At 65.2% G+C, this 18579-nt stretch carries 18 protein-coding genes and 1 tRNA gene; 13 read left to right on the forward strand and 6 right to left on the reverse strand.

Features of this window, described 5'->3' with window-relative positions:
• Positions 1-5 precede the first annotated feature (5 nt).
• The 13 genes from C3B78_RS05605 to C3B78_RS05665 all read left to right on the forward strand — a co-directional run bounded on the left by C3B78_RS05605 (position 6) and on the right by C3B78_RS05665 (position 12916).
• Entirely contained in the window at positions 6-635 is a 630-nt protein-coding gene (locus C3B78_RS05605; RefSeq protein ID WP_104997188.1) for a DedA family protein, read from the forward strand.
• Between the two features lie 128 nt (positions 636-763).
• Positions 764-1492 (forward strand): DedA family protein, encoded by a 729-nt coding sequence (locus C3B78_RS05610; protein WP_104997189.1) that lies wholly within the window; start codon positions 764-766, stop codon positions 1490-1492.
• Between the two features lie 39 nt (positions 1493-1531).
• Entirely contained in the window at positions 1532-2662 is a 1131-nt protein-coding gene (locus C3B78_RS05615) for an adenosine deaminase (RefSeq protein ID WP_104997190.1), read from the forward strand.
• 58 nt (positions 2663-2720) lie between these two features.
• Complete coding sequence (locus C3B78_RS05620; RefSeq protein ID WP_104999657.1) at positions 2721-3359, forward strand: MazG nucleotide pyrophosphohydrolase domain-containing protein; 639 nt, start codon at positions 2721-2723, stop codon at positions 3357-3359.
• Between the two features lie 118 nt (positions 3360-3477).
• Positions 3478-4758, forward strand: coding sequence for a phosphopyruvate hydratase (gene eno / locus C3B78_RS05625; protein WP_104997191.1), 1281 nt, complete (start codon positions 3478-3480; stop codon positions 4756-4758).
• 124 nt (positions 4759-4882) lie between these two features.
• A complete protein-coding gene (locus C3B78_RS05630; protein WP_104997192.1) occupies positions 4883-5572 on the forward strand; it encodes an FtsB family cell division protein in 690 nt (229 codons plus the stop codon).
• 28 nt (positions 5573-5600) lie between these two features.
• A complete protein-coding gene (locus C3B78_RS05635) occupies positions 5601-6272 on the forward strand; it encodes a DUF501 domain-containing protein (protein ID WP_104997193.1) in 672 nt (223 codons plus the stop codon).
• Positions 6269-7216 carry a Ppx/GppA phosphatase family protein gene (locus C3B78_RS05640; RefSeq protein ID WP_104997194.1) on the forward strand — a complete coding sequence of 316 codons (948 nt, stop codon included), beginning with the start codon at positions 6269-6271 and terminating at the stop codon, positions 7214-7216. The genes C3B78_RS05635 and C3B78_RS05640 overlap by 4 nt, the downstream gene beginning before the upstream one ends.
• Before the next feature lie 4 nt (positions 7217-7220).
• Positions 7221-8630: a S8 family serine peptidase gene (locus C3B78_RS05645; protein ID WP_104997195.1), complete on the forward strand. Its 1410-nt coding sequence runs from the start codon at positions 7221-7223 to the stop codon at positions 8628-8630.
• A gap of 35 nt (positions 8631-8665) precedes the next feature.
• Positions 8666-10165, forward strand: a complete 1500-nt coding sequence (locus C3B78_RS05650) for an NAD(P)/FAD-dependent oxidoreductase (RefSeq protein ID WP_104997196.1) — start codon at positions 8666-8668, stop codon at positions 10163-10165.
• Positions 10166-10309: 144 nt separating this feature from the next.
• A complete protein-coding gene (locus tag C3B78_RS05655) occupies positions 10310-11254 on the forward strand; it encodes an N-acetyltransferase (protein WP_104997197.1) in 945 nt (314 codons plus the stop codon).
• Positions 11255-11274: 20 nt separating this feature from the next.
• A tRNA-Leu gene (locus C3B78_RS05660) sits at positions 11275-11348 on the forward strand.
• A gap of 212 nt (positions 11349-11560) precedes the next feature.
• Positions 11561-12916: an ABC transporter substrate-binding protein gene (locus tag C3B78_RS05665; RefSeq protein ID WP_104997198.1), complete on the forward strand. Its 1356-nt coding sequence runs from the start codon at positions 11561-11563 to the stop codon at positions 12914-12916.
• 72 nt (positions 12917-12988) lie between these two features.
• Here the strand turns inward: C3B78_RS05665 and C3B78_RS05670 are convergent, their stop codons facing one another.
• The 6 genes from C3B78_RS05670 to C3B78_RS05690 form a co-directional block, all read right to left on the reverse strand.
• Entirely contained in the window at positions 12989-13843 is an 855-nt protein-coding gene (locus C3B78_RS05670) for an IS3 family transposase (RefSeq protein WP_234005535.1), read from the reverse strand.
• Positions 13840-14163 (reverse strand): helix-turn-helix domain-containing protein, encoded by a 324-nt coding sequence (locus C3B78_RS19985; protein ID WP_234005536.1) that lies wholly within the window; start codon positions 14161-14163, stop codon positions 13840-13842. Before C3B78_RS19985 ends, C3B78_RS05670 begins: the two co-directional genes overlap by 4 nt.
• A gap of 256 nt (positions 14164-14419) precedes the next feature.
• Complete coding sequence (locus tag C3B78_RS05675; RefSeq protein ID WP_104997199.1) at positions 14420-15193, reverse strand: ABC transporter ATP-binding protein; 774 nt, start codon at positions 15191-15193, stop codon at positions 14420-14422.
• Positions 15190-16260: an ABC transporter ATP-binding protein gene (locus C3B78_RS05680; RefSeq protein ID WP_104997200.1), complete on the reverse strand. Its 1071-nt coding sequence runs from the start codon at positions 16258-16260 to the stop codon at positions 15190-15192. Before C3B78_RS05680 ends, C3B78_RS05675 begins: the two co-directional genes overlap by 4 nt.
• Positions 16257-17225, reverse strand: coding sequence for a branched-chain amino acid ABC transporter permease (locus C3B78_RS05685; RefSeq protein WP_104997201.1), 969 nt, complete (start codon positions 17223-17225; stop codon positions 16257-16259). The genes C3B78_RS05680 and C3B78_RS05685 overlap by 4 nt, the downstream gene beginning before the upstream one ends.
• Before the next feature lie 9 nt (positions 17226-17234).
• The gene (locus tag C3B78_RS05690; RefSeq protein WP_199775341.1) at positions 17235-18518 is read right to left on the reverse strand and encodes a branched-chain amino acid ABC transporter permease; all 1284 of its coding nucleotides are present in this window, start codon (positions 18516-18518) and stop codon (positions 17235-17237) included.
• Between the last annotated feature and the right edge of the window lie 61 nt (positions 18519-18579).

An 18579-nucleotide genomic window follows, 5' to 3' on the forward strand; every position in this document is an offset into this window, starting at 1 on the left:
GATCCATGCAGGCCATCAATGACTTCATCCTCGCCGCGGCCGGGCAGCCTTGGGTGCTGGTCCTGGTGCTGGCCTGCTGCGTCATTGACGGCTTCTTTCCGCCCATCCCCAGCGAATCGGTGGTGGTGGGCCTCGCCGCCGTTGCCGCCACCGCGGACGTTCCCAACCCCTGGGTCCTGATGCTGGTGGCGGCGCTGGGGGCATTTTCGGGGGACAACATCGCCTACCTGATCGGCCGCAAGGTGGGCACCACGAGGTGGGGCTGGATGCGTAACCCCCGGATGCAGAGCGCGTTCCGGTGGGCGGGCAGGGAACTGCGGAAGCGTCCGGCCTCGCTCATCCTCGTGGCGAGGTTCGTGCCAATTGGGAGGGTGGCAGTGAACCTGACAGCTGGCTTCACGCATTATCCCCACCTGCGTTTCATCGGCCTCACCGTTCTTTCCGCGACTCTCTGGGCCGGGTACTCCGTGGGGATCGGGCTGTTTTTCGGGCAGTGGTTCGAGGACAACCACCTTCTGGGCGCGGCCATCGCCATCATCTGCGCCGTGGCGCTGGGGATCATGGTGGACCTGGGCATCAACCGCCTCCGTCGCCGTCCCCCGATGGTGGAGCGGATGAAGGAACCGGAAGCGTAGTTGAAGCGTTGTTCCGTAAAGGCCAGGGCGTAGCGAATCGCGCCTTGGACATGGGACACTTAGGAACGATTTCCGCTTTGGCTGCGGCCCCTTACGGCTACGCCATTTTGCATAGGAGCAAGACCCGCGTGGAGTTTATTAATGAGGCCGTGCTCCATGCAGCTGGTCAATGGTGGATTTACCCGATACTGCTCGTGTTCTTCTTCGTCGACGGTTTCGCGATGGTGGTCCCCAGCGAGACCCTCATCGTGGCACTGGCGGCCTTTTCCCGGCACAGCGGAGAGCCCAATCTTTGGATCCTCGGCCTGACAGCCCTGATCGGGGCCATCGCCGGGGACAACATGGCATTTATGCTCGGCCGGCGGATCGGCCTGGACCGGTGGAAGTGGATGCGGCGCCCCAAGGTCCAGAAAGCCTTCGGCTGGGCGCGCTACGAGCTGCAAAAGCGCGGCGCCGTGCTGATCTTCACTGCCCGCTACATCCCGTGGGGCCGGGTCGCCGTCAACTACGTGGCCGGCAGCACGGGCTTCGCCCACCGCCGCTTCTTCCTGTTGGATGCCTTCGCCTGCATCACGTGGGTGGGCTACTCGATCGGCATCGGCCTGCTGGCCAGTTCCTTCCCCTGGCTCCACCACAATCCGCTGCTTAGCGCGGGCATAGCCGTGGTCTTCGCCATCGTGCTCGGCATCGTCATCGACCACGTCCTGCGTTGGTGGCACAAGCACCTTGCCCGCAATGACGCCGAAGAGGTTGATGAGTGGCTTGACGGCGGTTCCTCCGGCGCCCGGGACCCCGGTAACGGGAGCTCGGCAGTCCTCACCCCCGCGGCCCGGGACGGCAAACCTGCCGCGCATTAGCGGCTGGCTTTGAACTCCCGCCCACCCTAAGGTGGGAACGTGACTGAGCCCATTGTTGACGCTGCCCCTGCCATCGATTTCGACCTGAAGAACCTGCCCAAGGTCTCCCTCCACGACCACCTGGACGGAGGACTGCGTCCGGCCACCATCATCGAACTGGCCGACGCCGTGGGCCACACGCTCCCGTCCACCGATCCCGTGGCGCTGGGCGAATGGTTCAGGGAGTCCGCCAACTCCGGTTCGCTGGTCCGCTACCTGGAAACCTTTGACCACACCGTGGCCGTCATGCAGACCCACGAGGGCCTGTTCCGGGTTGCCAAGGAGTTCGTTGAGGATCTCGCGGACGATGGCGTGGTGTACGGCGAAGTCCGGTGGGCGCCCGAGCAGCACCTCCAGAGGGGCCTCACGCTGGACCAGGCCGTGGAGGCCGTGCAGGAAGGCCTCGAAGCCGGCGTCGAAGCCGTGGGGGAGAGCGGACGCGAGATCCAGGTGGGCCAGCTCATCACCGCCATGCGCCACGCAGACCGCGGCCAGGAAATCGCTGAACTCGCCGTCCGCCACCGCAACAAGGGCGCGGTCGGCTTCGACATCGCCGGAGCCGAGGACGGCTTCCTGCCTTCCCGTTTCCGGGACGCCTTCACCTATCTGGCGCAGCAGAACTTCCCGGCCACCGTGCACGCCGGCGAGGCGGCAGGGCTGGACAGCATCCAGTCCGCCCTGGTGGACGGGCGCGCCCTGCGGCTGGGCCACGGCGTCCGGATTGCCGAGGACATCATGGTGGAGTTCGACGACGATGCAGAGGACACGATCGGACTGGTCACCCTCGGAGACCTCTCCAGCTGGATCCGCGACCGCGGCATCGCGCTGGAAATCTGCCCCTCCTCCAACCTCCAGACCGGTGCGATCGCCGGTTTCGGCGAGGGCATCGAAAGCCATCCCCTGGACATGCTCTACCAGCTCGGCTTCAACGTCACCATCAACACCGACAACCGGCTGATGAGCGGTGTCACCCTGACGGACGAGTTCGAACTGCTGGTGGAAACCTTCGACTACGACCTCGATGACCTGCTGGAGCTGACGCTCAACGCGGCCGAGGCTGCCTTCCTGCCGCTTGAGGAGAAGGAAGCCCTGGTGGAGTACATCAACGACACCTACGCGAACCTTGGCTGAAACTCCCTCCGAAAGCCTCGTGACGGTCATAGCGCAACTGCGGGAACACTGCCCGTGGATGCGTGCCCTGACGCACGCGTCCCTGGTGGAATACCTGCTGGAAGAGGCGTTCGAGGTGGCCGAGACGATCGAGGCCGGCGTGCCGGGGGAAAAGGACACCGACGCCGAGCTCCAGGGGGAGCTGGGCGACGTCCTGCTTCAGGTGGTCCTGCACGCCCGCCTCGCTGAGGAGCGCGGCGCCTTCACGTTCGACGACGTCGCACGCGGCCTGGGTGCCAAGATGGTCCGCCGCAACCCGCATGTGTTCCGTCCCGACGGCTCCCTGCAGGACAGCTTTCCGGCAACTGTCGAGGAGATCGTGCAGAAGTGGGATGCCGTGAAGCGGGCGGAGCGTCCGGAGCGGCAGGATCCGTTCGAGGGCATTCCCCAGGCGCTTCCCGCGCTGGCCCGGGCGCAGAAGTCCATCGACCGCGCGGCGCGGGCCGGGCTGGGGCTACCCCAACCAGCGGGGATACTGCCGCCGGCGGATGGTGCCCGCTTCACGTCCGAGGAAGAGCTCGGGGACCTGCTGCTCGCCGTCGTGAATTCCGCCCACGCAGGTGGATTTGACGCCGAGCGGGCCCTCCGTGGCGCGGTGCGGCGCTACCAGCGGCGCGTGGCCGCGGCAGCACAACCCGGGATAACCGCACCATCATGACGTCCGGGGCTAAATAGGTTTCCGTAACCCGAACCACTCTCGACTACGCTGGTCTGTGACGAGTACGTCGAGTCTTTCTGCAAGATCCCCCCGTTAATCGCCCATAAGGAGCAAATTCATGGCGCTTATCGATGCCATCCACGCCCGCGAGATCCTCGATTCCCGCGGCAACCCGACCGTAGAAGTTGAAGTCCTGCTCTCCGACGGCCAGATCGGCCGCGCCGCGGTTCCCTCCGGTGCCTCCACCGGCGAGCACGAGGCCGTTGAACTGCGCGACGGCGACAAGGGCCGTTACCTTGGCAAAGGCGTCCAGAAGGCTGTTGACGCGATCATCGACCAGATCGCTCCCGCCCTGACCGGCTTCGACGCCACCGACCAGCGCAGCATCGACCAGGCCATGCTGGACCTGGACGGCACCCCGAACAAGGGCAAGCTGGGCGCCAACGCCATCCTGGGCGTTTCCCTGGCCGTGGCCAACGCCGCCGCCGCCTCCGCTGACCTGCCCCTCTACAAGTACCTCGGCGGCCCGAACGCTCACGTCCTGCCCGTGCCGCTCATGAACATCCTCAACGGCGGCTCCCACGCGGATTCCGACGTCGACATCCAGGAATTCATGGTTGTCCCGCTGGGTGCCGAGACCTTCTCCGAGGGCCTGCGCTGGGGCGTTGAGGTCTACCACGCCCTCAAGTCCGTCCTGAAGGAAAAGGGCCTCGCCACCGGCCTGGGCGACGAAGGCGGCTTCGCGCCGAACCTGCCGTCCAACCGTGCTGCACTGGACCTGATCCAGGAAGCCATCAAGAACGCCGGCTACACCCCGGGCAAGGACATCGCGCTGGCCCTGGACGTGGCCTCCTCCGAGTTCTTCACGGACGGCGCGTACCAGTTCGAAGGCAAGTCCCTGACCTCCGCCGAGATGAGCGCCTACTACGCCGAGCTCGTGGCTGACTACCCGCTGGTCTCCATCGAGGACCCGCTGGATGAGAACGACTGGGACGGCTGGAAGACCCTCACCGACTCCATCGGCGACAAGGTGCAGCTGGTGGGCGACGACCTCTTCGTCACCAACCCCGCCATCCTGCAGCGCGGCATCGACACCAAGACCGCCAACTCTCTCCTGGTGAAGGTCAACCAGATCGGTTCCCTGACCGAGACGCTCGACGCCGTCAGCCTCGCCCAGCGCGCCGGCTACACCACCATCACCTCGCACCGCTCCGGCGAAACCGAGGACACCACCATCGCCGATATCTCGGTGGCCACCAACGCCGGCCAGATCAAGACCGGCGCCCCGGCCCGCTCGGAGCGCGTGGCCAAGTACAACCAGCTGCTGCGCATCGAAGAGGAACTCGACGACGCCGCCCGCTACGCAGGCCGCAGCGCGTTCCCGCGTTTCAAGGGCTAGTAGCCGCGTAAAGCAAACAACGGTGGCTATGGTTGAAAGACCATAGCCACCGTTGCTGTTCCGGCAGCACTTGTTTCAGCCCAGATAGTGGCGGCCCAGGCAGGCTGCGCGTTTCAGGAGTGTCATGGCTACCCGCCGTCCCAAAGTTCCCAAGGTCGCCCCATCCCGTTCCGCGAAGGAAGCCTCCGAGGGTGCGGACGTCATCCGCGCGGACTTCGGCCCGGGCAAGGACACAAGGGCCGGTCACGCGGCGGATGCACAACGGGCCGGCGCACAGCCGGCCGGCACGGCAGCCGGACGCCCGGACCAGCCTTCCCGCAAGGGGCCTGGACCGGCCAGCCGCAAGGGGAGCAGCGCAGCCGGGGACAAGGCAACCGGGGACAAGGCAACTCCGGCGGCTCCGGCGGACGACGAAGACCAGCAGCCGGTACCGGCCAAGGCATTCTCCGGGCGGATGCTGGCGCTGGCCGTGGTGATGATTGCCATCACCATCATGCTGGCGCCCACGGTGAAGATCTTCTTCGACAAGAAGGCCGAGATCGACGCGCTGAACGCCGATATCGCTGCCCGCCAGGCAGAAGGCGACACCCTGCGGCAGCAGGTCTCCCGGTGGCAGGACCCCAACTACGTGAAGCAGCAGGCCCGCGACCGCATTAACATGGTTATGCCGGGAGAAACCGGCTACTGGGTCTTCGGCAGCGATCTGCCGGCCGGAGAAACCAGCAGCCAGGCCGGTACAGCAGCACAAGACCCCGCCGATCTGCCGTGGGTGGATTCCCTGTGGGAGTCCATCACGCGCGCGGCTACAGACTGAACCGCAACAGGAAGGACGGCCCGCCACAGTGGAACACAACACGGCAGCCGCCCGGGACGAATCCCGCCAACCATCAGCGCACGATCTTGAAGTCCTGAGCCGCCAGCTGGGACGGCCGGTCCGCGATGTGGTGGAGATTCCTGCGCGCTGCGTCTGCGGCAATCCACTCGTGGCCGCCACAGCTCCCCGGCTCAGCAACGGGACCCCGTTTCCCACCACCTTTTACCTGACGCACCCGGTCATCACCTCGGCGGTGTCGCGGCTCGAAGCCGCAGGCGTCATGAATGAGATGAATGAACAGCTGGCCGGCGATGAGGAACTGTCCGCAGCCCACCGCGCAGCACACGAAGATTACCTCGCGGCCCGCAACGCCATCGGAGAGCGGTCCGGCATCGGCGCCGTCCCCGAGATTGACGGGATCTCCGCCGGGGGCATGCCCACGCGCGTCAAATGCCTGCACGTCCTGGTGGGGCATTCCCTGGCCGCGGGTCCCGGTGTCAACCCGCTCGGAGACCAGGCACTGGCCGGCATCACCGAATGGTGGACCGCGGACAGGTGCTACTGCGACGGCGCCTGGGACACCACGGGCGAGGCACCTTCCAGGGACCTGAGCCGCCACGGGCCGCAGGGCCTGCCGGACATCGTGGGCCGGCCGGCCCCGGTGCGGAAATCCGCCAACACGGCAGGAGCCCCGGAGTGACACGCGTTGCAGCCATTGACTGCGGCACCAACTCCATCCGCCTCCTGATTGCCGACGTTGAACGGGCCAACGGCACCACCTCGCTCAAGGACGTGGTGCGGGAAATGCGCGTGGTGCGGCTGGGCCAGGGGGTGGACGCAACGGGCGAGCTGGCACCGGAGGCGCTGGAGCGCACTTTTGCGGCCACCGCTGACTATGCCGCGCTCATCCGCGACCACGGCGCGGCCAGGGTCCGTTTTGTTGCAACCTCCGCCAGCCGCGACGCACGCAACCGGCAGGTCTTCGTGGACGGGATCCGCGACCTGCTGGGCGTGGAACCCGAAGTGATCTCCGGCGACGAGGAAGCCGCCCTGTCCTTCGCCGGTGCCAGCAGCGTGCTGCCCATCCTGGACGGGCACGAAGTGCTGGTGGTGGATCTGGGCGGCGGCAGCACCGAGTTCGTCCTGGGCACGGCTGCCGGGGTTACCGCCGCGAAGTCCGTGGACATCGGTTGCGTCCGCCTTACTGAACGGCACCTCCGGGACGATCCCCCCACTGCCCAGCAGATAGCGGACGCCGAAGCGGACGTGGACGCCGCCATCGCCCGCGCCCGCCGCGACGTACCGCTGGAACGCGCCACCGCCGTCGTCGGTGTTGCCGGGTCCATCACCACCATCACCGCACACGCGCTCGGACTGGCCGAGTACTTGCCGGATGCAATCCACGGCGCCGAACTGCCCTTGGAAACCGTCCGGGCGGCCTCCAGCGGCCTTCTGGAAATGACCAGGGCGGAGCGGGCCGCGCTGCCCTACATGCACCCGGGGCGGGTCGACGTGATTGGTGCCGGCGGCCTGGTGTGGCGGCGCATCCTGGAACAGTTGGGGGAGCTGACCGGCGGCCGCGTCGCCACAGCTACCGCCAGTGAGCATGACATCCTCGACGGCATCGCCCTGAGCATCGGCTGAGCGGATGCACCACTTCATTCCACGGGCAACGCCCCAGCTTCGCCGTGCCGCCTCGGCGGTGCTTGCCCTGCTCCTGGCTGCCTGCTGCCTGGGTACCGGCCTTTTCGCCGCTCCCGCAGCGCACGCGGACGAATGGCGGGACAAGCAGTACTGGCTTCCTGAGTCCGGCATCACCAAGGCCTGGGAAGTTTCCAAGGGCGCCGGGGTAAAGGTGGCCATCATCGACAGCGGCATTGACGCGCAGCACCCGGACCTCAAGGGCGCCGTGAGCGGCGGCTACGACGCCTCCGGCTCGGGCCAACCGGACGGACAGAAAAGCGTAGGCGTGAAGCCGGAACACGGCACGCTGGTGGCCACCATGCTTGCCGGACGCGGACACCAGCCGGCCAGCGCCAGCCCCAGCCCGGCCCCCGGGCCCGCCGGCCTGCCTCCGGAGGGAATCGTAGGCGTGGCGCCCGAGGCCGAGCTTCTCTCGGTCTCCACCTGGCTGGGCTCCACCAACCCCTCGGGCAAGAGCGACCAGGACCAGATCCCGGAAGCAGTCCGCTGGGCCGTGGACAACGGAGCTAAGGTCATCAACATCTCGCTCGGCAGCACTACTCCGCAATGGCCCCAGAGCTGGGATGCGGCGTTCCTCTATGCCGAACAGAAGGACGTGGTCATCGTTGCGGCTGCCGGAAACCGGGTGGGCGGCAACGTCCAGGTGGGGGCTCCGGCCACCATCCCCGGAGTCCTCACGGTCGCCGGCCTGGACCGCAAAGGCGCGGCCAGCGTTGACGCCTCCTCCCAGGGCATCAGTATCGGCGTGGCCGCCCCGGCGGAGAACCTGCTGGGCGGTCTTCCGGGCGGCGGCTACGCCGAATGGGCCGGAACGTCCGGCAGCGCCCCCATCGTTTCCGGCGTGGCGGCACTGATCCGCTCCAAATGGCCGGCCATGAGCGCCGAGCAGGTGATCAACAGAATTGTGTCCACGGCCAAGGATGCCGGGGCGCCGGGCAAGGATCCGCTGTACGGCTTCGGCGTGCTGGACGCCGAGGCGGCGCTGAAGGACGATGTCCCGGAAGTCACCGGAAACCCGCTGGGGTCCATCGCCGAATGGATCCGGGTCCACCGCAGGGGAAACCTGGCTTCTCCCGCGCCGCTGCCCACCACCGACGTTCCCAGCGCAGTCCCTACGCTGCCGGAAGCTACGGTGCCTGCGGCTGAGGCGCCCTCGAAGCGTGACAGCGCCATCGGCGCCGCCGTCGTCATTGGGTTTGCCGTGCTGTTCGTGGCGATCATCGCGGCCGCCGCGGTCCAGCTGCGCCGGGCCGCCAGGAATCCCGCCCTGCTCCGTGAAGAAGTGGAAACGGGAGCTGTCCACAGGGTGGAATCCCGCGGAAAACCCGAGATTACGGGCCGGACTCCCAGTTAGTGAAGATTTTCACAAACTGTTGTATTCTTAAACCCATGGCAACCACCCCAGAGCTCCAGGACCGTCCCAGGGTACTCGTCGTCGGCGGCGGGTACGTCGGCCTGTACGTAGCACTCAAACTGCAGAAGAAGATCGCGAACGCCGGTGGCATCGTCACCCTCGTGGATCCACTGCCCTACATGACCTACCAGCCCTTCCTCCCTGAGGTAGCCGGCGGAAACATCGAGGCCCGCCACGCTGTGGTCTCCCACCGCAAGCACCTCCAGCAGACCGAACTGATCCAGGGCCGCGTTACCTCGATCGACCACGAGAACCGCACCGCGGTTGTGGCTCCCGCCGATGGCGGGGCTCCCTTCGAGGTTCCGTACTTCGACGTCGTCCTGGCGGCCGGCGCCATCACGCGTACGTTCCCCATCAAGGGACTCGCGGACAAGGGCATCGGACTGAAGACCATCGAGGAAGCTGTCGCCCTCCGCAACAAGGTCCTGGAGCGCATCGAACTGGCCTCCACCATGACCGATCCCGCTGCCCGCGCCAAGGCCCTCACCTTCGTGGTGGTCGGCGGCGGCTTTGCCGGCATCGAATGCATCACCGAGATGGAGGACCTTGCCCGGGCCGCCGTCCGGAACAACCCGCGCGTCAAGCAGGAGGAAGTCCGCTTCGTCCTGGTTGAAGCCATGGGCCGGATCATGCCCGAGGTCACCGCCAAGCAGGCCGAATGGGTTGTGGAGCACCTTCGCGGCCGCGGCATCGAGGTGCTCCTGAACACCTCGCTGGACAGCGCCGAGGGCACCCTTAAGCTCATCAACCTTCCGGACAAGTCCCCGGCGCAGGAGTTCGAAGCGGACACCCTCGTGTGGACCGCCGGCGTGCAGGCCAACCCCATGGTCCGCTCCACCGACTTCCCGCTCGAGCCCCGCGGCCGCGTCCGCGTCCTGCCGGACCTCCGCATCGCCGGTGACGAAGGCATTATCGACAACGCCTGGGCCGCCGGCGATGTCGCGGCTGTTCCGGACCTCACCGGCAAGGGCCTCCCGGACGGTACCTGCGTCCCCAACGCCCAGCACGCCCTCCGCCAGGCCAAGCGCCTCGCCAAGAACCTGTGGGCTTCGCGCTGGGACAAGCCGCTCAAGGACTACAAGCACAAGAACCTTGGTGCTGTAGCCGGCTTCGGTGAGTGGAAGGGCGTCGCCAACATCAACCTGGTTGGCAGCATCGGCCTCAAGGGCGGCCTCGCGTGGCTTGCACACCGCGGCTACCACGGCCTCGCCATGCCCACGTTCGAGCGCAAGTTCCGCGTGATCCTGAACTGGGTTATCGCCTTCTTTGCCGGCCGCGATACCACTCAGCTGCTGGACCTGGACAACCCGCGCGGCGCCTTCGTGGCAGCAGCCACTCCGGCACCCAGGCCGGCGGCTGCGGCGGCTCCGGCGCCCGCCCCTGAGCCCGCCTCCGTGTCCGCAGGGTCCGGTTCCACGGCGACGGCACCAGCCGCTGCCGAAGCCAAGGAAGCGGTTTCGGCCAAGGCCAAATAGCGCCTGGCTGCGCCCTGCGCCGTAACGTCCGACGGCGGCTGTCCCCTTCCAGGGGGCAGCCGCCGTTTGCGTGGGCCCGGCAGGATGGGTCCGGCCCGGCTGCACTTCCAGCCAACGGCGTTGCCCGCCTCCTAAACTGGCATCATGACTGGCGAAAAGAACCTTGAGGCACTGCTGGCCGGGATGCGCCCGGTACAGCGCGACGGCGAATACGTCTACGTGCTGTGGCCCTACGGCAGGACCATGGTGGAGGGCATTGAGGCGGCAGTCCGCGAGGCGGAAGGCCTCACGGTGGTGCTGCCCCGTGCGGTTGCGGAGAAGGAAGGCCTGCCCTACGACTTCGTGGGTGCGTGGATCACCCTCCAGGTGCATTCCGCCCTGGAGGCTGTAGGCCTCACCGCCGCCGTCAGCAAGGCGCTCACCGACGCCAGGATCAGCTGCAACGTCCTCGCCGGCTTCCACCACGACCACCTGCTGGTGCCGGTGGCAGATGCGCCCCGGGCACTTGAGGTCCTTGCCGAACTTTCCGCGCGGAGCCGGCAGTCGCCGCCGTCGGAGCCGGTGCTGCGGGACGAAACGCCGGAGGACCGGGAAGCGATCCTGGCCCTCACGGCTGATGCCTTTGCCGTTTCGCCGGTCACCGGGTTGCCCGTGGAGGGCGAGCCGGTGGAGGTGCGGGTACTCCGCGGGCTTTTCGAGTCCCGTGAGTACTTGCCCGGGTTCAGCGTGGTGGCGGTTCAGGGCGTTGAAGTGGTGGGCCACGTCATCAGCACCCGGGGCTGGGTGGGCGAGCACCCGCTGCTGGGACTGGGCCCCCTTGGGGTCACGCCACGGCTCCAACGGCACGGTATTGGTTCGGCGCTCATGAAGGAGACCATCAGCCGGGCGAACGCTGCCGGGGAGAGCGGCATCGCCCTCCTGGGCAGCCCCGCGTATTACTCCCGGTTTGGTTTCGTCCCGGCCACCTCGCTGGGGGTCCTGCCGCCCGAGGAATCCTGGGGAGACTACTTCCAGCTGCTGCCGCTCGCGCTCTGGCCGGGCGGAGTCCACGGCACCTTCCGGTACGCAGAGCCGTTCTCACTCGTTTGACGGGATACCATTGACCGGGCGCCCCAGTAGCCCAATTGGCAGAGGCAGCGGACTTAAAATCCGCGTGTTGTGGGTTCGAGTCCCACCTGGGGTACAAGAGCAGGCCAAGGGCCCGGAGAACGGAAGCCGTCCGCACGCAGCGGGCGGCTTCCTGCGTTTAATTCCACATATGCAACTACTGTTATAAGGATGTGACCTCAGTCACTTATGTTCCCTGTGTATATGCATTAGCTTGAAAACTAAATCAGGAACACCTGGTTTTTCGTGTCAAAGGCCGTTCGCACCTTTAGATCGAGGAGCTCGTAAATGACTTTATTCCCCCAGGCGGGAACCCGCGTTGCCAAGCTGACAGCGCTTGGCATCGGCGTTGCCTTCATGGCAACGGCATGCGGCGGTTCGTCCACACCCACGGCAACCGAAACTTCCGCCACCGGATCTGCGGCAGGAATCGCGTGTCCGGCAGCTGAGGGCGGCGGAGGAGCGGCCGCCAGCCAGCCTGCCGAGACCCCTTCGGTGCCGCCGTCAACCGCCACTACTGAAACCCCGCTGCGGATCGGCTCGCTGCTTCCCACCACCGGCTCGCTGGCCTTCCTCGGCCCGCCCGAAATCGCCGGCGTCAACCTTGGCATCGAGGAAGTCAACAAGGCGGGCGGCGTCCTTGGCAAGCCGGTCGAAGTAATCCACCGCGACTCCGGTGACACCAAGACCGATATTGCCACGCAGTCCACGTCCGCATTGCTGGGCCAGGGCGTGAGTGCCATTATCGGTGCAGCGTCCTCGGGCGTGTCCAAGACGGTCATCAACCAGATCACCGGTGCGGGCGTTATCCAGTTCTCACCGGCCAACACGTCACCGGACTTCACCACCTGGGATGACAAGGGCCTGTACTGGCGTACTGCGCCTTCCGACGTTCTCCAGGGCAAGGTGCTTGGCAACTACATGGCTACCTGCGGCGCGCAGACCGTGGGCATGATCGTCCTGAATGACGCGTATGGAACCGGGCTGGCCAAGAACATCAAATCGGCCTTTGAATCGGCTGGCGGCCAGGTTGTGGCGGAGGAGCTCTTCAATGAGGGCGATACCCAGTTCAGCAGCCAGGTGGACAAGGTCATTGCCGCCAAGCCCGATGCCATCGCCCTGATCACCTTTGACCAGGCCAAGAGCATCGTCCCGCTGATGACGGGCAAGGGTGTCAAGCCCACCCAGATGTTCCTGGTGGACGGCAACACCTCCGACTACAGCAAGGACTTCCAGGCGGGCACCCTGAAGGGCGCGCGGGGCACCATCCCGGGCACCTTCGCCCAGGAGAACTTCAAGAAGAAGTTGCTGGCCATCGACCCCGCCCTGAAGGACTACAGCTACGCCGGTGAGTCCTACGATGCCGTCAACCTGATCGCGCTGGCAGCCGAGTCGGCGAAGAGCACCAAGGGCGTGGATATTGCAGCCAAGCTCAAGGAAGTCTCTGAAGGCGGCGAGAAGTGCACCTCCTACGCCGCCTGCGTCAAGCTGATCCGTGAGGGTAAAAACGCGGACTATGACGGACAGTCCGGCCCGGTGACCTTCTCGGACGCCGGCGACCCGACCGAAGCCTACATCGGCATCTACGAGTACCAAGACGACAACAAGTACAAAGCAGTCAAGGAAGAGTTCGGCAAGCTCTAACAGCCCTGCCTGATACACGAAGGAGCGTCCAACTGAAGTGGTCCCCGATAGTTGGACTGGCCAAGTAAGATCCTAAGCCGCGAGGGCCTGGGCTCGGTGTTGCACCGGGCTCAGGCCCTCGAGCTTTGTCGAGATCCGGTCGTTGTTGTACCAGCGGATGTACTCGTTTAGGTTTGCGGTCAGTGCGTCGGTGCTGATGAACCGAACGTGGTGGAACATCTCTTCCTTGAGGTGACCGAAGAAGTTTTCCATCACGGCGTTGTCGTAGCAGTTTCCCTTGCGGGACATGGATTGGACTGCGCCAGCGTCCTTGAGGAGCGATTTCCATGAGGCGTGACGGTACTGGAAGCCCTGGTCTGAATGCACGACCGGATGTTGACCGGGTTCCAGGCAGGCGAGGGCTTGCTTGAGCGAAGAGTTGGTGAGTGCAAGGTTCGGGGACGGGCTAATCGAATGGGCGACGATCTGCCGGTCAAAGAGGTCCATGACCGGCGAGAAGTAGAGCTTCCGGTCGCCGACACTGAACTCAGTCACGTCCGTGACCCACTTCTGATTCGGGGCGGTGGCCTCGAACTCCCGGTTCAGCAGGTTAGGCGCGGCAGTGCCTTGTTCGCCTTGATAGGAGTTGTAGCGCTTCCTCCGCCGGACCTTGCAGGCCAGCCCGAGTGTGCGCATCAGCTTCAGCACGGTCTTCTTCGCGAGTATCCAGCCCTGCTTGAGCAGTTCCGTGTGGACACGGCGGTGCCCGTACCGGCCGTGGTTCGTCGTGAAGATCTCCGTGACTGTGGCCTTGAGGGCCTCTTGGGGGTCTGGAGCCTGGAGTCGTGACTGGTGATAGAAGAATGTCGATCGGGCAAGACCCGACACTTGCAGCAGAACAGGAAGCGGGAAGTCAGCCTTGAGGGCAGTCAGGGCCTGGACCTTCACCGTTGTTCTTGAGCCCTCAAGGCCCGCAATTTTCCCAGATAGGCCACTTCTGCCCGCAAACGCTCGTTCTCACGGCGCAGCCGCTCCAGCTCGGATGGTTCAACGGGCGGGGTGTCGGGCTTCCGAGGTCGGCCTTTTGGTTTTGGTCGCAAGGAGTCCGGGCCCTCAAGACGGTAGGCGCGCACCCACGTTCTCAGTAGGACCGGAGAGGACAGGCCAGCTTCTGCTGCCAAATCAGGGGCAGTCTCGCCGGCGAGGAACCGTTCGACCAAAGCGAGCTTGAATTCGAAAGAGTATGACTGTTTTGTCGGCTTGGTCACCAGCGCTCCTTGGCCATGAATCCTCCACCGCCGATACAGCCTCTTGACCGGCCAATTAGACACGCCCAACAGATTAGCTGTCGCCTTATCTGCAAGGCCTTTCTCAAACCACGCTACAGCCGCCTCACGCTGAGCCTCGGACAACGAACTATCTACACGCAAAAAACTGCTCCCCGGAAGTCAGAACTGAATTTCTCAGTCCAACTTCCAGGGAGCAGTTCAAACAGGACGGGGGCTCCTTTGTGTGGAGTGTGCCTTACTCGACGGTGTCGGCCAGCGTCCCGAGGTAGAGCTGGATGACTTTGGGATCCTTCATCAGCTCGCGGCCGGTGCCGGTGTAGGCGTCCCGGCCCTGGTCCAGGACGTAGGCGCGGTCGCAGATCTGCAGGCAGCGCCGGGCGTTCTGTTCCACCATGATCACCGAGACGCCTGCACGGTTGATCTCATGGACGCGCAGGAAGGTCTCGTCCTGCTTGACGGGGGAGAGGCCCGCGGACGGCTCATCAAGCAGCAGCACGGCCGGATCCATCATCAGTGCGCGGCCCATGGCCACCATCTGGCGTTCACCGCCGGACAGCGAGCCGGCCCGCTGCGCGCGCCGCTTGCCAAGTTCCGGGAACAGGCCGGCCACGAAGTCGAACCGTTCGGCGAAATCCTTGGGGCGCTGGAACATGCCCATCTGCAGGTTTTCCTCGATGGTCAGCGTAGCGAACACGTTGTTGGTTTGCGGGACGAAGCCCACCCCGCGGGTCACCAGCTTGTTCGCCTTCAGCCCGGTGATGTCCTGGCCACGGACCACCACCGTGCCCGAATGGACCTTCACCAGGCCGAACATTGCTTTCAGAAGGGTGGACTTGCCGGCCCCGTTGGGCCCGATGATCCCGATCAGTTCGCCTTTGCGGGCCTCGATGCTGCAGCCGTTGAGGATATTGACTCCCGGCAGGTAGCCCGCCACAAGGTCGGTGACCTTGACCACCGAGTCCCCGTCAATGACTGGGTGTGCGGCTGGTGCCGCGCTGGTGCTGCTCATTGGCTGTCCTTCTCTGTGCTGCCTGTATCCGTGCTGCCATGGCGGCCCCGGGTCCGGTCGGGGCGGTCCTCGTCCGCCTCCTTGGCCACAATGTCGAGGGAGATAATGCCCGCATTTTCGGTTCCGACGATCGATTCCTCGTCCGCCACAAGTTCAGCTGCGAGCTCCTTGAGGCCTTCGGAGTCGCCGAGGTCGACGTCGTGGTGTGCACCAAGGTAGGCGTCGATGACCGCAGGGTTCTTCATCACTTCACCGGGCGGGCCCTCCGCGACCACTTTCCCCTCGGCCATGACCACCACCCAGTCTGCGATGTGGCGGACCATGTGCATGTCGTGTTCCACGAAGAGGACGGTCATGCCTTCGGCTTTGAGGTTCTTGATGTGGTCCAGCAGCGACTGGGTCAGGGCCGGGTTGACGCCTGCCATGGGTTCGTCAAGCATCACCAGCTTGGGCCGCACCATGAGGGACCGGGCCATCTCCAGGAGCTTGCGCTGGCCGCCGGACAGCGACGCCGCGTAGTCGTCCTTTTTGGCGTCGAGCTTGAACTTCTCCAGCAGCACGTTGGCTTCGCCGGTGATCTGTTTTTCCCGGCCGCCCCAGATGCCCTTGAACAGCGCCTTGGACAGCCGCTCGCCGGGCTGGTTTGCCGCGCCGAGGCGCATGTTCTCCATCACGGTCAGCTTGCCCATGACCTTGGTGAGCTGGAAAGTGCGCACCATGCCCATCCGCGCCACCTTGTAGGGAGACACTCCGGCGAGGCTCTTGCCTTCGAACTGCCACTTTCCGGTATTGGGTGTATCAAAGCCGGTGAGCAGGTTGAAGAGGGTGGTCTTGCCCGCGCCGTTGGGGCCGATGAGCGCCGTGATCTTGTGGCGGGGGATTTCGAGGTATTCGACGTCCACCGCATTGATGCCTCCGAAGCTGCGGGTCACGTTCTCTGCCACCACGATGGGGTCGCGCTTTTTGCAGCCGGGCCCCACTTCTCCGGCCGCGATGGGTCGGGTGTCGGTCATGTAGTCCAACTCGCCCGGACCGGCCGGTGTTGGTTCTTCGCTGTGCATGCTCATGCGAACGCCAGCTCCTTCTTGTTTCCAAAGACGCCCTGGGGCCTGAAGATCATCAGCAGCATCAGCGCGACGCCAACCAGGATGTAGCGCAGCTGCCCGGCCTGGACCGTGTTCAGCCAGGTGATGGCCCCTGACTCGATCAGGCCGTACAGGATGCCTTGGGTCAGTGACAGGACAACCCAGAAGATCATCGCGCCGATGACCGGTCCGAGCACGGTGCCCAGGCCTCCCAGCAGGAGGCAGGTGTAGAGGAAGAACGTCAGTTCCGTGCCGTAGTTGGCCGGCTGCACCGCTCCGCGGGGGAGGGTGAAGATCATGCCGGCGAGTGCGCCAAGGACGCCGCCGATAATGAGTGCCTGCATCTTGTAGGCATAGACGTTCTTGCCCAGGGACCGGACGGCGTTCTCATCTTCGCGGATCCCCTTGAGGACGCGTCCCCAGGGGCTGCGCATCAGCAGCCACACCAGGGTGCAGCAGAGGGCAACCAGTGCCCAGCCCACCACGCGGATGAAGAAGTCGCGGTTGTTCATGCCGAAGTAGGAGCCCTCGGGGAAGGGGTTCATGGCGTAGAACCCGCCTTCGAAGGCCGCCAGACCGTTGGCTGAACCGGTCACCGAGGTGAGCTGGTTGGTGGTCACGATGTACCGGACGATTTCCGCCGCTGCAATGGTCACGATGGCGAGGTAGTCTGCCCGGAGCCGCAGGGTGGGGATGCCGAGGAGCAGCGCAAAAATTGCGGAGGCAATGATGGCGATCAGCAGTCCAACGAAAAACGGTACACCGAAGGTGAGCGTGGAGATGGCGAAGCCGTAGGCTCCCACCGCCATGAAGCCGGCCTGGCCAAAGTTCAGCAGGCCGGAGTAGCCGAAGTGCACGGCGAGGCCGAGCGCAGCGAGGGCGTACGCGGCCGTCGTCGGGCTGAAAATTTCACCGGCAGCGCTGGCAAGAATGAATCCAAAGTCCATGGCTGTCTCCTAACCCACGCGCTCGCGCCGGCCCAGGATTCCCTGCGGCCGGAACAATAGGACAACGATCATGATGAACAGGGCACCTACATACTTAAGGTCCGCGGCAAGGCCGAACACGGTGGTCAGTTCCACGAAGATGCCCACAATGACGGAACCGATCAGGGCGCCGAAGACTGTGCCGAGCCCGCCGAGGGTGACGCCGGCGAAAATCAGCAGGAGGATGGCCGAGCCCATGTCGAAGGTGACGCCGGGACGGTAGTACGCCCAGAGGATGCCGCCCAGGGAGGCCAGCATGCCGCCCGTGATCCAGACAATCCGAATGACGGAGTCGACGTCGATGCCTGAGGCGGCCGCCAGTGCCGGGTTGTCGGCTACCGCACGGGTTGCCTTGCCCAGCCTGGTCTTCAGCAGAACGATGCCGATCAGGGCGATCACCACCGCGCTGATCCCGAGGGACCAGAGGTTGTTGGGTGATATGGATACCGGGCCCAGCTGGATCTCGGGGCTCTGCGCGAACGGCAGCTGCTGGGTGGCGCCGCCGAAGTAGAACTGGATGACGTACCGGACGGCAAGCGCAAGCCCGATGCTGACAATCATCATTGGCACCAGGCCGGTGCCGCGTCGGCGCAGCGGCCGCCACAGGCCTCGGTCCTGGGCATATCCGAACAGACCACCGCCCAACAGGGACAGGATCAGGGCCAGCCAGAAGGGGAGGCCGATGGCGTTGAAGGCAAACACCAGCACCGCCCCAAGGGTGACCATCTCGCCGTGGGCGAAGTTGGTGAGGCCGGTGGTGCCGAAAATCAGCGAAAGGCCTACTGAGGCGAGGGCAAGGAGAAGGCCGAAGCTCAGGCCGGCCACGAGCCGGTTGAGCAGGTTTTGGCCGAAGTCCTGCTGCTGCACCACGATGCCCTTGCCGAAGGCGAAGATCACCGACAGGTTTGAGGTCTGGCTGAAGGTCACCTGGCGGGGGTTTTCCTGGCCTTCAGCCAGCTTGATGCCCTCGGGAAGGGTCGATTCGTCCAGTTCCACCGTGTACGTGCCCTGATCGGGCACGCCGATGTTCCAGGATCCGTTCGCCGACGACTTGGCCGTACCGGTGAAGCCGTCCTTCTTGGCCGTGATGGACACATCCGCCAGGGGTGCGCGGGTGTCATCACGGAGAAATCCACTGATGTTGTTCTGGAATGTCTGGTTCGACGGGGATGGTGTCGGAGACGGGGAAGTGGCCTGCGATGCCGGTGCTGCCACAAGAAGGATTGCCAGGATGGACGCGCTTATAGCTCCCATTAACCTCAGCAACCTGCGGCGTCCTTCGGCCGGCCGGCCTTGGGGTGTACTTCTCAAATTG

Source organism: Arthrobacter sp. PGP41 (assembly GCF_002953935.1).
Classification (GTDB): Bacteria; Actinomycetota; Actinomycetes; order Actinomycetales; family Micrococcaceae; genus Arthrobacter.

What these genes read in the sequence shown, in the direction of transcription:
- C3B78_RS05685 (WP_104997201.1), bottom strand. Translation starts at nt 17,225, where the DNA reads ATGGACTTTGGATTCATTCTTGCCAGCGCTGCCGGTGAAATTTTCAGC.
- C3B78_RS05620 (WP_104999657.1), top strand. Translation starts at nt 2,721, where the DNA reads ATGCGTGCCCTGACGCACGCGTCCCTGGTGGAATACCTGCTGGAAGAG.
- C3B78_RS05605 (WP_104997188.1), top strand. Translation starts at nt 6, where the DNA reads ATGCAGGCCATCAATGACTTCATCCTCGCCGCGGCCGGGCAGCCTTGG.
- C3B78_RS05680 (WP_104997200.1), bottom strand. Translation starts at nt 16,260, where the DNA reads ATGAGCATGCACAGCGAAGAACCAACACCGGCCGGTCCGGGCGAGTTG.
- eno (WP_104997191.1), top strand. Translation starts at nt 3,478, where the DNA reads ATGGCGCTTATCGATGCCATCCACGCCCGCGAGATCCTCGATTCCCGC.
- C3B78_RS05690 (WP_199775341.1), bottom strand. Translation starts at nt 18,518, where the DNA reads ATGGGAGCTATAAGCGCGTCCATCCTGGCAATCCTTCTTGTGGCAGCA.
- C3B78_RS05665 (WP_104997198.1), top strand. Translation starts at nt 11,561, where the DNA reads ATGACTTTATTCCCCCAGGCGGGAACCCGCGTTGCCAAGCTGACAGCG.
- C3B78_RS05650 (WP_104997196.1), top strand. Translation starts at nt 8,666, where the DNA reads ATGGCAACCACCCCAGAGCTCCAGGACCGTCCCAGGGTACTCGTCGTC.
- C3B78_RS05675 (WP_104997199.1), bottom strand. Translation starts at nt 15,193, where the DNA reads ATGAGCAGCACCAGCGCGGCACCAGCCGCACACCCAGTCATTGACGGG.
- C3B78_RS05645 (WP_104997195.1), top strand. Translation starts at nt 7,221, where the DNA reads ATGCACCACTTCATTCCACGGGCAACGCCCCAGCTTCGCCGTGCCGCC.
- C3B78_RS05630 (WP_104997192.1), top strand. Translation starts at nt 4,883, where the DNA reads ATGGCTACCCGCCGTCCCAAAGTTCCCAAGGTCGCCCCATCCCGTTCC.
- C3B78_RS05655 (WP_104997197.1), top strand. Translation starts at nt 10,310, where the DNA reads ATGACTGGCGAAAAGAACCTTGAGGCACTGCTGGCCGGGATGCGCCCG.